The 12,947-nt window shown below is 71.9% G+C and carries 13 protein-coding genes; 7 read left to right on the forward strand and 6 right to left on the reverse strand.

What is annotated here, in order from left to right; translation table 11 throughout:
• Positions 1-142: 142 nt before the first annotated feature.
• From GH747_RS00570 to GH747_RS00590, 5 genes are read left to right on the forward strand one after another with little or no spacing between them, the layout of a single operon-like run.
• Positions 143-1,510, forward strand: a complete 1,368-nt coding sequence (locus GH747_RS00570; RefSeq protein WP_149767297.1) for a glutamine synthetase family protein — start codon at positions 143-145, stop codon at positions 1,508-1,510.
• Entirely contained in the window at positions 1,497-2,228 is a 732-nt protein-coding gene (locus GH747_RS00575) for a gamma-glutamyl-gamma-aminobutyrate hydrolase family protein (protein ID WP_149767299.1), read from the forward strand. Before GH747_RS00570 ends, GH747_RS00575 begins: the two co-directional genes overlap by 14 nt.
• Complete coding sequence (locus GH747_RS00580) at positions 2,225-3,610, forward strand: aldehyde dehydrogenase family protein (protein WP_149767301.1); 1,386 nt, start codon at positions 2,225-2,227, stop codon at positions 3,608-3,610. The genes GH747_RS00575 and GH747_RS00580 overlap by 4 nt, the downstream gene beginning before the upstream one ends.
• On the forward strand, positions 3,607-4,389 hold the full coding sequence (locus GH747_RS00585; RefSeq protein ID WP_149767303.1) for a 3-oxoacyl-ACP reductase: 783 nt from the start codon (positions 3,607-3,609) through the stop codon (positions 4,387-4,389). The genes GH747_RS00580 and GH747_RS00585 overlap by 4 nt, the downstream gene beginning before the upstream one ends.
• Positions 4,390-4,413: 24 nt before the next feature.
• The gene (locus GH747_RS00590) at positions 4,414-5,151 is read left to right on the forward strand and encodes a FadR/GntR family transcriptional regulator (RefSeq protein ID WP_149767305.1); all 738 of its coding nucleotides are present in this window, start codon (positions 4,414-4,416) and stop codon (positions 5,149-5,151) included.
• Between the two features lie 13 nt (positions 5,152-5,164).
• On the opposite strand, the gene GH747_RS00595 is transcribed toward GH747_RS00590, so the two are convergent.
• Positions 5,165-6,043: an NAD(P)-dependent oxidoreductase gene (locus GH747_RS00595; RefSeq protein ID WP_149767307.1), complete on the reverse strand. Its 879-nt coding sequence runs from the start codon at positions 6,041-6,043 to the stop codon at positions 5,165-5,167.
• A 50-nt stretch (positions 6,044-6,093) separates the two neighbouring features.
• Here GH747_RS00595 and GH747_RS00600 point away from each other — a divergent pair, with 50 nt between their 5' ends.
• Positions 6,094-6,450: a MerR family transcriptional regulator gene (locus GH747_RS00600; protein ID WP_149767308.1), complete on the forward strand. Its 357-nt coding sequence runs from the start codon at positions 6,094-6,096 to the stop codon at positions 6,448-6,450.
• Here GH747_RS00600 and GH747_RS00605 read toward each other — a convergent pair.
• The 5 genes from GH747_RS00605 to GH747_RS22515 form a co-directional block, all read right to left on the reverse strand.
• Positions 6,447-7,307: an ECF transporter S component gene (locus GH747_RS00605; RefSeq protein WP_149767310.1), complete on the reverse strand. Its 861-nt coding sequence runs from the start codon at positions 7,305-7,307 to the stop codon at positions 6,447-6,449. The genes GH747_RS00600 and GH747_RS00605 overlap by 4 nt on opposite strands.
• On the reverse strand, positions 7,304-8,926 hold the full coding sequence (locus GH747_RS00610) for an ABC transporter ATP-binding protein (RefSeq protein WP_149767313.1): 1,623 nt from the start codon (positions 8,924-8,926) through the stop codon (positions 7,304-7,306). The genes GH747_RS00605 and GH747_RS00610 overlap by 4 nt, the downstream gene beginning before the upstream one ends.
• Positions 8,923-10,005, reverse strand: a complete 1,083-nt coding sequence (locus GH747_RS00615) for an energy-coupling factor transporter transmembrane component T (protein WP_149767315.1) — start codon at positions 10,003-10,005, stop codon at positions 8,923-8,925. The genes GH747_RS00610 and GH747_RS00615 overlap by 4 nt, the downstream gene beginning before the upstream one ends.
• A 3-nt stretch (positions 10,006-10,008) precedes the next feature.
• Positions 10,009-10,686 carry a hypothetical protein gene (locus GH747_RS00620; protein ID WP_149767317.1) on the reverse strand — a complete coding sequence of 226 codons (678 nt, stop codon included), beginning with the start codon at positions 10,684-10,686 and terminating at the stop codon, positions 10,009-10,011.
• A 126-nt stretch (positions 10,687-10,812) separates the two neighbouring features.
• Positions 10,813-12,294 carry a hypothetical protein gene (locus GH747_RS22515; protein WP_456085347.1) on the reverse strand — a complete coding sequence of 494 codons (1,482 nt, stop codon included), beginning with the start codon at positions 12,292-12,294 and terminating at the stop codon, positions 10,813-10,815.
• A gap of 97 nt (positions 12,295-12,391) precedes the next feature.
• Here GH747_RS22515 and GH747_RS00635 point away from each other — a divergent pair, with 97 nt between their 5' ends.
• Entirely contained in the window at positions 12,392-12,943 is a 552-nt protein-coding gene (locus tag GH747_RS00635; RefSeq protein ID WP_149767323.1) for a hypothetical protein, read from the forward strand.
• Positions 12,944-12,947 lie beyond the last annotated feature (4 nt).

The raw sequence follows: 12,947 nt of genomic DNA on the forward strand, positions 1-12,947 counted from the left end.
AGAGTAGACCCGTCAATGGTGGCCTGCACCTACCTTTGACTCTGGATCTCACTATTTTCGCAGCGATCTTTGCCTGCCACCCCTGCCCCAATGGTTGGTTCGGCGTGATTGACTGACGCATGACCATGCTGCGGGAGGGCACATGAGCGTCACGTCGGGCAACCTGACCCTGGACCAGCTGACGGACGACGTCGCGACGGGGGACATCGACACCGTCATCGTGGCGTTCGGCGACATGCAGGGCCGGATGACGGGCAAGCGCGTGTCGGCGCGGCTGTTCCTCGAGGACGTCGCCGAACACGGCGCGGAGTGCTGCAACTACCTGCTGGCGGTCGACGTCGACATGAACACCGTCGACGGCTACGCGATGTCGAGCTGGGAGACCGGCTACGGCGACATGGTGATGCGCCCCGACTTCGCGACGCTGCGCCGCATCCCGTGGCTCCCCGGCACGGCGCTGGTGATCGCCGATCTCGAGGACCATCACGGCGAGCCGGTCGCGGCGGCTCCTCGGACGATCCTCCAGCGCCAGGTCGCACGGCTCGCCGAGCGCGGCCTCGTGCCGTACGCGGGGACGGAGCTCGAGTTCATGGTGTTCGACACCGGCTACCGCGAGGCCTGGGCGAAGGGATACCGCGAGCTGACGCCGGCGACGGACTACAACGTGGACTACGCGATGCTCGCCTCGACCCGCATGGAGCCGCTGCTGCACGAGATCCGGCAGGGCATGGACGGTGCCGGGATGTACTGCGAGGGCGTCAAGGGCGAGTGCAACCTCGGCCAGCAGGAGATCGCCTTCCGCTACGCCCACGCGCTCGCGACCTGCGACAACCACACGATCTACAAGAACGGCGCGAAGGAGATCGCCGACCGTCACGGCAAGAGCCTGACGTTCATGGCGAAGTTCGACGAGCGCGAGGGCAACTCGTGCCACGTGCACCTGTCGCTGCGCGGGGACGACGGCAGCGCCGTGTTCGCCGACAGCGACGGCCCGCACGAGATGTCGCCGATGTTCCGTCACTTCCTCGCCGGACAGCTGGCGACGATGCGGGAGCTGACGCTCTTCTACGCGCCGAACATCAACTCCTACAAGCGCTTCGCCGAGGGCAGCTTCGCCCCCACCGCGGTCGCGTGGGGCCTCGACAACCGCACCTGCTCGCTGCGGGTGGTGGGCCACGGGCTCGGGATGCGGATGGAGTGCCGTGCGCCGGGAGGCGACGTCAACCCCTACCTCGCCGTCGCCGCCCTGATCGCCGGCGGCCTGCACGGGATCGACCAGGAGCTCGAGCTCGACGCCCCGCTCGAGGGCAACGCCTACACCAGCGGCGCCGAGCACCTCCCGACCACGCTGCGCGACGCGGCCGCCCTGTTCGCTGAGTCTGAGATCGCCCGCGACGCGTTCGGGAAGGACGTGGTCGACCACTACCTCAACAACGCGCACGTCGAGCAGACCGCGTTCGACGCCGCAGTCACCGACTGGGAGAGGGTGCGCGGATTTGAGCGACTCTGAGCGTCGGCCCGTCATCGGCCTGAGCACCTACCTCGAGCAGTCCGTCACCGGTGTCTGGGACGTGCCTGCGTCGTTCCTGCCGCGCATCTACATCGACGGGATCACCCGGGCCGGCGGTGTCGCCGTCCTGCTGCCGCCGCAGCCTGCGGACGGCGCGGCGTACGCGCTCGACGGACTCGACGGACTCGTCCTGACCGGCGGACGTGACGTCGACCCCACCTCATACGCCCAGGAGCCGCACCCGCGGACGGACGAGCCCCGGCTCGACCGCGACGCGTGGGAGCGCGCGCTGCTCGACGGCGCGCTTGAGCGCGATCTCCCGGTGCTCGGAATCTGCCGCGGGATGCAGGTGCTCAACGTCGCCCTCGGCGGCACTCTCCACCAGCACCTTCCCGACGTCGTCGACCACCCGCGCCACCAGCTCGGCGACGCCGTCTTCTCGACGACCGTCGCCCGGATGGTGCCGGGCACCCGGCTCGCGGCGATCGTCGGTGAGACCGTCGACGGCCAGTGCTACCACCACCAGGGCCTGGACCGCCTGGGCGAGGGACTCGTCGTCAGCGGGCGGGCCGACGACGGCACGGTCGAGGCGGTCGAGCTGCCCGGGGCCACGTTCGTCGTGGCCGTGCAGTGGCATCCCGAGGAGACCCTCGACGACCTTCGTCTGTTCGCGGCCCTCGTCGCCGCGGCCCACGACCGGCAGGAGCTCCGCGTATGACCACCACCGACCTCCACAACCCGGCCGACGGCTCGTTGCTGATGACGCTGGACCTCCTCGACGCCGACGCCGTCGACGACGCCGTCGACCGAGCCCGTACGGCGCAGCGCGCGTGGGCCCGCCTCGCCCCCGTCGAGCGCGGCCAGGCGCTGCGTGCCTTCGCCGACGTCGTACGCGCACACGTCGACGAGCTCGCTCTCCTTGAGGTCACCAACAGTGGCCACCCCATCGGGCAAGCGCGGTGGGAGGCAGGGCACGTCGCCGACGTCCTCACCTACTACGCGGCCGCGCCCGAGCGGCTGTTCGGACGGCAGATCCCGGTCGCGGGAGGCATCGACGTCACCTTCGCGGAGCCGATCGGCGTGATCGGAGTCATCACCCCGTGGAACTTCCCGATGACGATCGCGTCGTGGGGGTTCGCGCCGGCGCTCGCCGCGGGCAACGCCGTCCTGGTCAAGCCCGCGGAATGGACGCCGCTGACGACGATCCGGCTCGGCGAGCTCGCGCTCGAGGCCGGACTCCCGGCCGGTCTGCTGCAGGTGTTGCCGGGGCGCGGCTCGGTCCTCGGTGAGCGGCTCGTCACCCATCCCGGCGTCGGCAAGATCGTGTTCACCGGGTCGACCGCGACCGGCGCACGCGTGATGGCCGCAGCGGCTCCGACCGTCACGAACGTGACCCTCGAGCTCGGCGGCAAGAGCGCCAACGTCGTGTTCGCCGACGCCGACCTCGAGCGCGCGGCGGCCACCGCGCCGTACGGGGTCTTCGAGAACGCCGGCCAGGACTGCTGCGCCCGCAGCCGCATCCTCGTGCAGGAGTCGGCGTACGACCGCTTCATGGAGCTGCTCGAGCCTGCCGTCGCCGGTGTCCGCGTAGGCGACCCCGCCGACGAGGCCACCGAGATGGGTCCTCTCGTGTCCCGACCGCACTGGGAGAAGGTCGCGTCGTACGTGCCCGACGACGCACCGGTCGCGTTCCGCGGCACGGCGCCCGACGGCCCGGGCAACTGGTTCCCGCCGACCGTCCTGACGCCGACGTCGCGCACCGACCGCACCGTCGTCGAGGAGATCTTCGGACCCGTCGTCACGGTGCTGCGGTTCCGCGACGAGACTGACGCGATCGCGCTCGCGAACGACACGGCGTACGGGTTGTCGGGGTCGATCTGGACCCGTGACGTCTCGCGCGCCTTCCGTGTCGCGCGAGCGGTCGAGGCGGGCAACCTGTCGGTGAACTCGCACTCGTCCGTGCGGTACGCGACCCCGTTCGGCGGGTTCAAGCAGTCCGGGATCGGCCGCGAGCTCGGTCCGGACGCGCCACTCGCCTTCACTGAGACGAAGAACGTCTTCCTGGCGCTGGAAGACGCAGCACCCGAGGAGTCCGCATGAAGCCTGTCGACCTCACCCAGCGGCTCGCCGGCCGCGTCGCCGTCGTGACCGGAGGAGCCAGCGGCATCGGTCTCGCGGCTGCACGCCGGATGGCCGCCGAGGGTGCCCGGATCGTCGTGGGCGACCTCGACCAGGCCGCCGGCAAGGAGGCGGCCGAGTCCGTCGGCGGGCTCTTCGTCCCCGTCGACGTCGCGGTCGAGGCGCAGGTGGACGCGCTGTTCGACGCGGCGGCGGACGCGTACGGGTCGGTGGACGTCGCGTTCAACAACGCCGGCATCTCCCCGCCGGAGGATGACCTCATCGAGGTGACGGGCATCGAGGCGTGGCAGCGCGTGCAGGACGTCAACCTGACCTCGGTCTACTTCTCGTGCCGGGCCGCGCTGCGCCACATGGTGCCCGCGGGGCGCGGATCGATCATCAACACGGCGTCGTTCGTCGCGGTGATGGGGTCGGCGACCTCGCAGATCTCGTACACCGCGTCGAAGGGCGGCGTGCTCGCCATGTCGCGCGAGCTCGGCGTCCAGTACGCCCGCCAGGGGATCCGCGTCAACGCGCTGTGCCCGGGACCCGTCAACACGCCGCTCCTGCAGGAGCTGTTCGCGAAGGATCCCGAGCGCGCCGCGCGCCGTCTCGTCCACGTCCCCGTCGGGCGGTTCGGCGAGCCGGAGGAGATGGCCGCCGCGGTGGCGTTCCTCGCCAGCGACGACGCGTCCTTCATCACCGGCTCGTCGTTCCTGGTCGACGGCGGCATCAGCTCGGCGTACGTGACGCCGCTCTGACCGGCAGGAGATAGGGTCACCGCGATGAGCACCGCACCGTCCGACGGGTTCGAGGACGGCGGAGTGGAGGACGCGCTCCTGCGCCCCGTCCGGACCGGCAACGCGTTCGAGGACACCGTCTCGCGACTCCTGCAGACGGTGCGTCTCGGCGTGATCGCGCCCGGGGAGTCGCTGCCGTCGGAACGGGACCTCGCGCTGCGGCTCGGCGTCAGCCGCGACACGGTGCGCGAGGCGATCCGGACCCTCAACGACGCCGGCTACGTGCAGACGCGCCGGGGCCGGTACGGCGGCACGTTCGTCGTCGACGACCTGCCCGAGCGCGCGCACCACGGCCCAGCCCCGGCGCCGGACTTCGACCTCGACGACGTGCTCCGCCTCCGCGAGATCCTCGAGGTGGGCGGTGTGCGCATGGCGGCCGCCCGGTCGCTGAGCGCGAGCGAGCGCGACACGCTGTGGACGCGCCTCCAGGAGCTCCGCTCCGCCGACCCGGTCGACTACCGGCGGCTCGACTCACGACTGCACCTCACGCTCGCCGAGATGACCGGATCGCCGTCGCTGCTGCCGCTGGTGGCCGACGTCCGCATGAAGCTCAACGTCTTCCTCGACGACATCCCCCTCCTCCCCCGCAACATCGCGCACTCCGACGAGCAGCACGAGACGATCGTCATCGCCGTGCTCACCGGTGACTCCGACCGCGCCGCAGCCGCGATGGAGGAGCACCTCGCGGGCTCGGCGTCGCTGCTGCGCGGGTTCTTGAGCTGAGGCCCAGGCCGCTCTACGAGGGTGTGCTGAACTCCTCGATCATCACGGGATACTGCTCGCCACCGTGCCCGGCAGCGATCGCTCGGTCGGCCATCGCCTTGATCATCCTGGGCAGCTGGGTGCTGACGCCGGCGGCCTCGCTCTCCTCGATCAGGTGCTCCATCGCCCGGACGTCGGTCTCGAGTGCCGACACCTCGGCCGGGAAGCGGTCTGCGTCGATCTGCTCGGCGTAGCCCGGTAGCCACCCGGCGACCTCGACCGCGATCTGCTGAGCGAACGGCGCGTACGTCGCGGCGTCGACACCGACCGTCCTGAGCAGGGCCGTACCCTGCAGCCAGGCGTTGAGCACGCTCCACATCATCGCCAGGCCGGCGGAGTCGTACAGCGCTGCGAGACCGTGGTTCGCGCCGAGGTGGGTGATGGTGCCGAGCGCTCGCAACGTCGGTTCGTGGGCCTCGAGGTCCTCGGCCCGCCCGGCCTGGAGGATCACCGCCTCGGGCGTCCCGATGGCTGGCGGTACCGCCATGATGGCGCCGTCGAGGTAGCGCGCGCCGCGCTGCTGCGCCCAGTGCGCGGTCTCCCGTGCCTGGTCCGAGCTTCCGGACGTGAGGTTGACGAGCGTCGCTCCGTCCAGCGCACGCTCACCGGCTCCGAGGATGCTGCGGACGGCCCGGTAGTCCGTGACGCAGATGATCGTCAGTGGGCTTGCGTCGAGAGCATGCCCCTCCGAGGGTGCTCGTCGTGCGCCCTTGGCCACCAGGCGGTCGACCTTCGCGGACGTCCGGTTCCACACGGTCGTCGGATGACCCGCGGACAGGAGCGCCTCCGCGAGCGCCTGGCCCATCAGGCCGAGTCCGATGACTGTCACTGGTGCTCTGCTCTTGTCGTCCATGGCACCATCGTCAACGTTCATACCGGTGTGAAGGTCAAGCGAGGTGTGGAGTGCTGATCGGGGAGCTCAGCCGTCAGACGGGGGTCAACACCCACCAGCTGCGGTACTACGAGGCACAGGGCCTGCTGGAGGCCGATCGTGGCGTGAACGGCTACCGCGAGTTCGGGCCGAACGCTGTGCTCAGGGTGAGGCAGATCCGTCATCTGCTCGGCGCCGGCCTCTCGTCCGACGACATCGCGTACCTGTTGCCGTGCGCGACCGGGGAGGCGCCCGAGCTGGTCGGTTGTCCTGAGCTGCTCAGTGCCATGCGGTCGAGGCTCGAGCGGTTGGACGGCGAGATCACGCGGCTCGGCCGGTCCCGTGAGGCCCTGCTCGACTACATCGAGACGGCCGAGCGACGAGGCTAAGGACCGACGCGGGACGCCGCGCCCGCTCCGGGACTGCCCGCACCGGACCTGCCGAACGTGGCGGCCCGACCGAACGACGCTCTGCGCGCCGCCCGCCGCAGCGTGAGCAGCACCGCCGGTCCCAGGACGACGATCGCGACCGCGTTGGTGATCGCCCGCCCGGTGTCCCACGAGCCGCTGGACGTGAGCAGCGTGAACCAGAAGAAGCGCTGCAGGTTCTCGGCCAGCGAGGCGCCGGGGACGAACGCGAGCCCCTGCTCGCCGCTCGGGTCCACCCCGGCGAGGAACGGCCAGAACCAGAGGTTGAGGAGCGCGCCGTAGAAGTACGCGGAGAACACCCCGTACGCCGCGAGCATCGCGATCTCCCGCTTTCCCGTGACGCGCTTCGGGAGGAGTCCCGCGCCCAGCCCGAGCCAGGCGGCGCACATCATCTGGAACGGGAGCCACGGCCCGACGCCGGCGGTCAGCAGCGCTGACGCGAACAGCGACGTGCACCCGAGCAGGAAGCCGAACCCCGCACCGAACACCCGGCCACCGAGGATCAGCAGGAAGAAGACCAGGTCCAGCCCCGCCGTACCAGCGCTGAGGGCACGCAGACCGCACTGGATCGCCGACAGCACGCCGAGCATCGCGAGCGCCTTCGCGTCCATCCCGCCTTCGGACAGCTCGGCGAGCACGACGAGGATCAACAGCGGCAGGAGCAGCACGAAGTACATCGGCGACTGCGCGTCCTGCTGGCCCGACGACGGCTCGAACAGCAGTGGCCAGCCGAACATCGCGAGCCCTGCGATCGAGGCGACCACCAGCACCGCGGTCGAGCGCGGCCGCAGCGCGATCGCCGTACGAGGGGTGCTCATGCCGGCGCCTCGTCCGACCGCTCCAGCGCGAGGCGTACGTCGCGGACCGTGAGCCACTCCGGGCCGAGGACCTTGGCGACCTGGGGGGCGAACGCCGGCGAGGACGCGAGGACGTGCTGCACGTCGCCGGAGGCGATCACCTCGCCCTGAGCCATCACGACGGCGTGGTCTGCCACCTCGGCGACGAACTCGACGTCGTGCGTCGCGACGAGGACGGCGCCGCCCTCGTGGGCGAGGTCGCGGAGCATCGTCGCGAGCTCGGCCTTCGCGGTGTAGTCGAGACCGCGGGTCGGCTCGTCCAGCAGCACGACGCGGGGTGCGGCCGTGAGCTGGACGGCGAGGACGAGGGCGAGCTTCTGGCCCTCGGAGAGGTCGCGCGGGTTCGTCGTGGCGTCGATCGTGCCGGCCAGTCGGGCGAGGAGGGCGGCGCACGTGCCGGCGTCGGCCTCGGCCTCCGCGTCGGCGGTCGCGCACTCGGTGGCGACGGTCTCGAGGTAGAGCAAGTCGCTCGCGGTCTGGGGTACGAGGCCGATCCGCGCGCGGGCCTCCTTGCGCGAGAGGCCCGCCGGGTCCGACCCGCCGACGCGGACGTCGCCGCCGTGCCGTGCGCCGGAACCCTGCAGCGCCCACAGGAGCGTCGACTTCCCGGAGCCGTTGCGCCCCATCAGCGCGGTGACGGTGCCGGCGGGCAGCTCGAGGTCCACGTCGCGGACGGCGTGCAGCGGGCCGTACCGCACCTCGACGCCGCGCGCCGCCAACAGCGCCTCCCCTGGTCGTGTCCCAGACCCGGGACCGGGAGGCGGCGCGTCGGCGAGCGCCTTGCGGAGCGGCTTCGACGAGCGACGAGCCTCGCGCACGGTCAGCGGGAGCGGCTCCCACCCGGCGAGGCGACCGAGGTCCACGATCGGGGGTGCGACGGGACTCGTCGCGAGCATCGGCGCGGGCGCGCCCGCAGTCACCGTGCCGTCCGTCCCGACGTAGACGAGCACGTCGGCGAACGGCACCACCCGCTCCAGGCGGTGCTCCGCGAGGACCACCGTCGTCCCGAGGTCGTGGACGAGCCGCGCGAGGGTCGCGAGCACGTCCTCCGCCGAGGTCGGGTCGAGCGCAGAGGTCGGCTCGTCCAGCACGAGGACCGGCGGGTTCATCGTCAGCACCGACCCGATCGCGACCCGCTGCTGCTGCCCGCCCGACAGCGAGCGCAGCGAGCGCGCCCGCAGGTCGGCGATGCCGAGCAGGTCGAGCGTCTCCTCGACACGTCGCCGCATCGCCTGCGGATCGACGCCGAGCTGCTCCATCCCGTACGCGAGCTCCTCCTCGACCGTGTCCGTCACGAACCCGGCGAGCGGGTCCTGGCCGACCCAGCCGACGGTCGCCGCGAGCTCGCGGGGCGGATGGTGCTGCGTCAGCAGGCCCGCGACCGTCACGGTGCCGTCGAGATGGCCGCCGGTGAAGTGCGGGACGAGCCCGTTCACGAGCCCGAGCAGGCTCGACTTGCCGGCGCCGGTCGGCCCGGTGACGACGACGAGCTCGCCCTCCTCGATGTGGAGGTCGACGTCGCGCAGCACCGGCTCCGCCACGCCGTCGTAGGTGAACGTCACGCCCTCGATCGCGATCACGCCGCCACCTCCTGGCCCGTACGCGCGGTGGCGGGCGTCCGCAGCGCGGCGTACGGCGACACGGGCTCGGGTGTGAGCAGCGCCGGCAGCGCGGCGACGACGAGCGCGCCGAGCGTCACCGGGTCGAGCGTGTACGCGAAGAAGAACCCGACGGCGGCGACCACCCCGCAGAGCGCCGTGAACCACTCCCACCCGAGCCACGGGTCCGGCCGGTAGCGGGTGTGCCCGACCTTGCGCCCGGACAGCCAGAACCCGACTCCCGCGACCCCGAAACCGACCACCAGCATCGGCGCCGCGAGCACCCGCGGGGCGGTCAGGTCGGCCGTCGCGTACACGCCGACGCACACGCCGAGCAGCCCGACGAGGAGCAGCGCGCCGGTCACGACGCGGGTCCGCTGGTCGGCCGTGCCGCGCCGGCCGTACCCCCGCGCGTCCATCGACGCGGCCAGCTGCATCGAACGGTCGAGCGCGTCCTCCATCACCGGGATCACGATCGCCCGCAGCGCACGGAGGTTGCGCCCGGAGTCACCGCGCAGCCGCCGCGCCCTGCGGACACGGCCGATGCTCTCGGCCAGCTGTGGGAACAGCGTCAGCGCCACGACGACGGCGGCACCCACCTCGTACAGCGCGGGAGGCAGCGACTTCAGCAGCCTCCGCGGGTTGGCGAGGGAGTTCGCGGCGCCGACGCAGACGATCAGCGCCGCGAGCTGCAGCCCGACCGCGAACGACCGCTGCACCGACTCCCACGTGACCGGCCCGAGGATCCGGATGCCGTTCGCCCACGACGGCAGCGGGACCTCGGGCAGGTCGAGGATCACGGTGCCGGTCGACGAGCCCCCGAGAAGCACGCCGAACAGCACCCGGATCACGATCACCAGCGCGCCCAGCCACAGGTAGAGCCGGAACGACATCGCCCACGGCGCCACCGGCCGGCGCGCGACCACGACGAGGCAGGCGACACCGACGACGAGGCCGAGCAGCACGACGTCGTACGTCCGGCTGGCCGCGACGGCGAGCCCGAGCGCCCACACCCACCATGCTCCGGGGTGCAGGTCGCGCCGGGCGCGACGGTCGGGCACGGGTCAGGCGTCCTCGCTGCGCCTGCGACGCACCAGCGTGAAAGCGACGCCGAGCGCGAGCAGCACGGCGATGCCGATGCCGATCCAGACGATCGAGGTGCCGTCGTCGCCGGCGCTGTCGCTCGCGTCGCTCGAGTCGGACTCAGCCTCCGGCGCCGGCGGGTTCGCCGGGTCGAAGTCCGGCATCGGCGTGCTGTCCATCGCCTGGTTGAGCTGGAAGCGCCAGCCCTCGTAGCCACCCGGGACGGCCTCGTTGGTGTCCGCGCCGGTCTCTGCGTACGCCCAGGCGCCGTCGGCCGGGGCGACGTAGTAGGACCAGTACGCCGCTGCCGGCGGGAACTGCTGGCACTCCTCGACGTAGTCGCGGCCGTCCACCTCGAGCGTCTGGTCCGCCGCGGGCTGCCCGTCGATGCGGCACGCGCCGGTCATCCCGCTGCCCGTCACGGGCTCGAGCTCGAAGCCGGCGGCCTCGAGGGCCTGCATCCCGGTCATCCCCTCGGAGTCCTCGGCGCACCCGACCTCGACGTGCCCACCGAGGTCGGTGAGGTCGACGACGACCGTGGTGCCCGTGGCGTCGTCGCAGACCTCGCCGACGGCGTGGCCGGAGGCCGGGGCCGCGAGAGTGGCGAGCGGGAGCACTGCTCCCGCCAGGAGAAGTGCGGCGGCGGCGGGTACACGCATGGCGCGCGTCCTTCCTGCTGCGAACGGGCGCGGCGCCCGTCGTCCTCGGCAGCGTACGGAGGTGGCTCCGGGTCGCGGATCGGACCTGGAGTGGCAGGAGGTGCTCCGGCTCGCCTCGGACGAGGCCTACGGTTGCGGGTCAGCGCCGGACTTGGACCGGCTTCCCCTCATGTCGCCCTCAGGGTATCCGAGCCCGATCAGGTCCCGCGCGGACCGTCCCGCTGCGCCTCCGAACACCTCGGCGAGCATCCGCAGGTCGTCCGACGCGCGCCCGTCGTCGTCATCCGCCGCGTGGCGCTCCACGCGCATCAGCCCCGCGACGGCAGCGGCGACCTCCTCCTCCGTGAAGACGTGCTCGAGCATCGCGTACGCCGACGGCTCGACCAGCCAGTCACCGAACCCGCGGTCGAGCAGCCCGGCTGCATCCTCGTCGTACGCGACCGCTTCGGCGAGGGCGGGTGCGAGGCGATGGAGCGCGGAGCCGATGGCGCTGCCCGACGAGCCCTCGGCATCCTCGCTGAGGTACTCGCGGCGGAACGACCCGACCATGCGGAGGTGCTCGCTCGTGCGCCGGGTCAGCAGCGCCCACCGGTCAAGGGCACGCGAGGTCACGGCGCGGCGGATCTGCGCGTTCAGCCCGCCCGTGCAGGCGGTGTCGAGATCGAGCAGCGTCATCACCGTGCCGAGCTCGCACGCCCAGGTGATGCCCCCCGACTGCCCGTCGCTCGCGAACACCAAACCTCGGGACGCCCCGCCGTCCGCGTCGACGACCAGCGAGCCGGAGTCGCCGGGCATCGCGCTGATCTCCCGCTCGCGCGACCGGATCGAGAACACCCCGCCTGGCCCGCCGATCTTGTAGCGGTCGCCGTTGCCCGCCGTGATGACCACCGTCATGTCGACCGCGTCGACCGTGCCCACGCGGTGCTGGGTGCGGAAACCCCTGCGGACCACCTCCAGTCCCTGGAACGGCGGAAGGACGACGTACGGGTGCCTCCCGATCTCGAGCACCCTGAAGGAGGCGCCGATCCCCGGGTCGAGTGCGACGATCCCGGCATCGACGGTGCCGAACCAGCGATAGCCGGATGCACCGAGCGGCGCCATGATCATCGGGACCACGCGGCGGCTCTGTCCGACCTGAGCGCCGCCGGCAGGCTGGAAGATCCGCATGTCCGCAGGCAGCGCCGTCGGGTCGGCCAGGTCGGTGAGGACGTGGTTGTTGGTCAGCAGCACGACGTTGCCGTCACGACGGTCGTACATCACTGCCCCGGCGGTCCCCGCGCCACCGCCAGCAGTGCCGATCTGGCACCCGCCGACGACCGGCCGACGGACCGCCGTGTCGACGTCGACGAAGCGCGGCACGCCCACCTCGACGACGTCGGTGCGGACCTCGCTCTCGTCGATCGGCACGAGCGACGGGACCAGGTCTGCAGCGCTCAACGCCTCCTCGGGAACCTTGCCCGTGACGTACGTGACGACAGCGGGCTCGTCGGTGAGCTCGCCGCCGGTGCGGCGAGTCCCGGCCCCCACGGCGACGACGTTCTGATGTCGCAGCAGAGCGTCGGTGTGCAGGCGAGCAGCGGCTCGGACGGTGACGGACGGCTCGGGCATGGCTGCCTCCTCCGGTCCGTCCCATGCAAGCACGGGACCGGTGCGTCGCTGCCACCCTTTGCACAGCGGTGAGCCTGAGCCCCGGTTGAATGGCGCCGTGCCTCCCCCCGCTGCGCCTCGTTCGACCCGCTCCTACGCCGTCGAGAACACGATCGCCCTGCTCGTCGTCCCGGTGAGCGCGCTCCTCGTGCCGTGGATCTGGTTCGGACGAGCCTTCCTCGGTGCCGGCGGCTGGTACCTCTTCATCTTCACGGTGACGCTCGTCCCCCTTCTGGTGGTCGCGCTGACCCTGACGTGCGCCCTGTCGTTCACCCAGCGGCGGTCGCCCGACGAAGGTCGACTGACGCTGCTCCAGGCGTGCCTGCACGTGGCCCTGTGGGTGGCACTGTTCATGTTCGGCCTGTGCTGGGTCGACTTCGGCGACAGCGGCCACGGATGGTCGGTCCTGAGCGTCCGTCTCGGCGGGAGCAAGCAGGACGTCGACCTCTCGATGGGGCTCGCGCTCGGCGCGGCCGCGGTGGCCGCGGTGACCTGGACCGCTCTCCTGGGCTCGTTGGTCGCCGGCAACCGGAACGCCAGGCGGCGCCGCCTCTCAGAGGCGCAGTGGCGGCAGCCCCACGCGGCTCCACCAGGTCCACCACGGCACTAGCGCG

Source organism: Mumia xiangluensis (assembly GCF_010994095.1).
Lineage (GTDB): Bacteria > Actinomycetota > Actinomycetes > Propionibacteriales > Nocardioidaceae > Mumia > Mumia xiangluensis.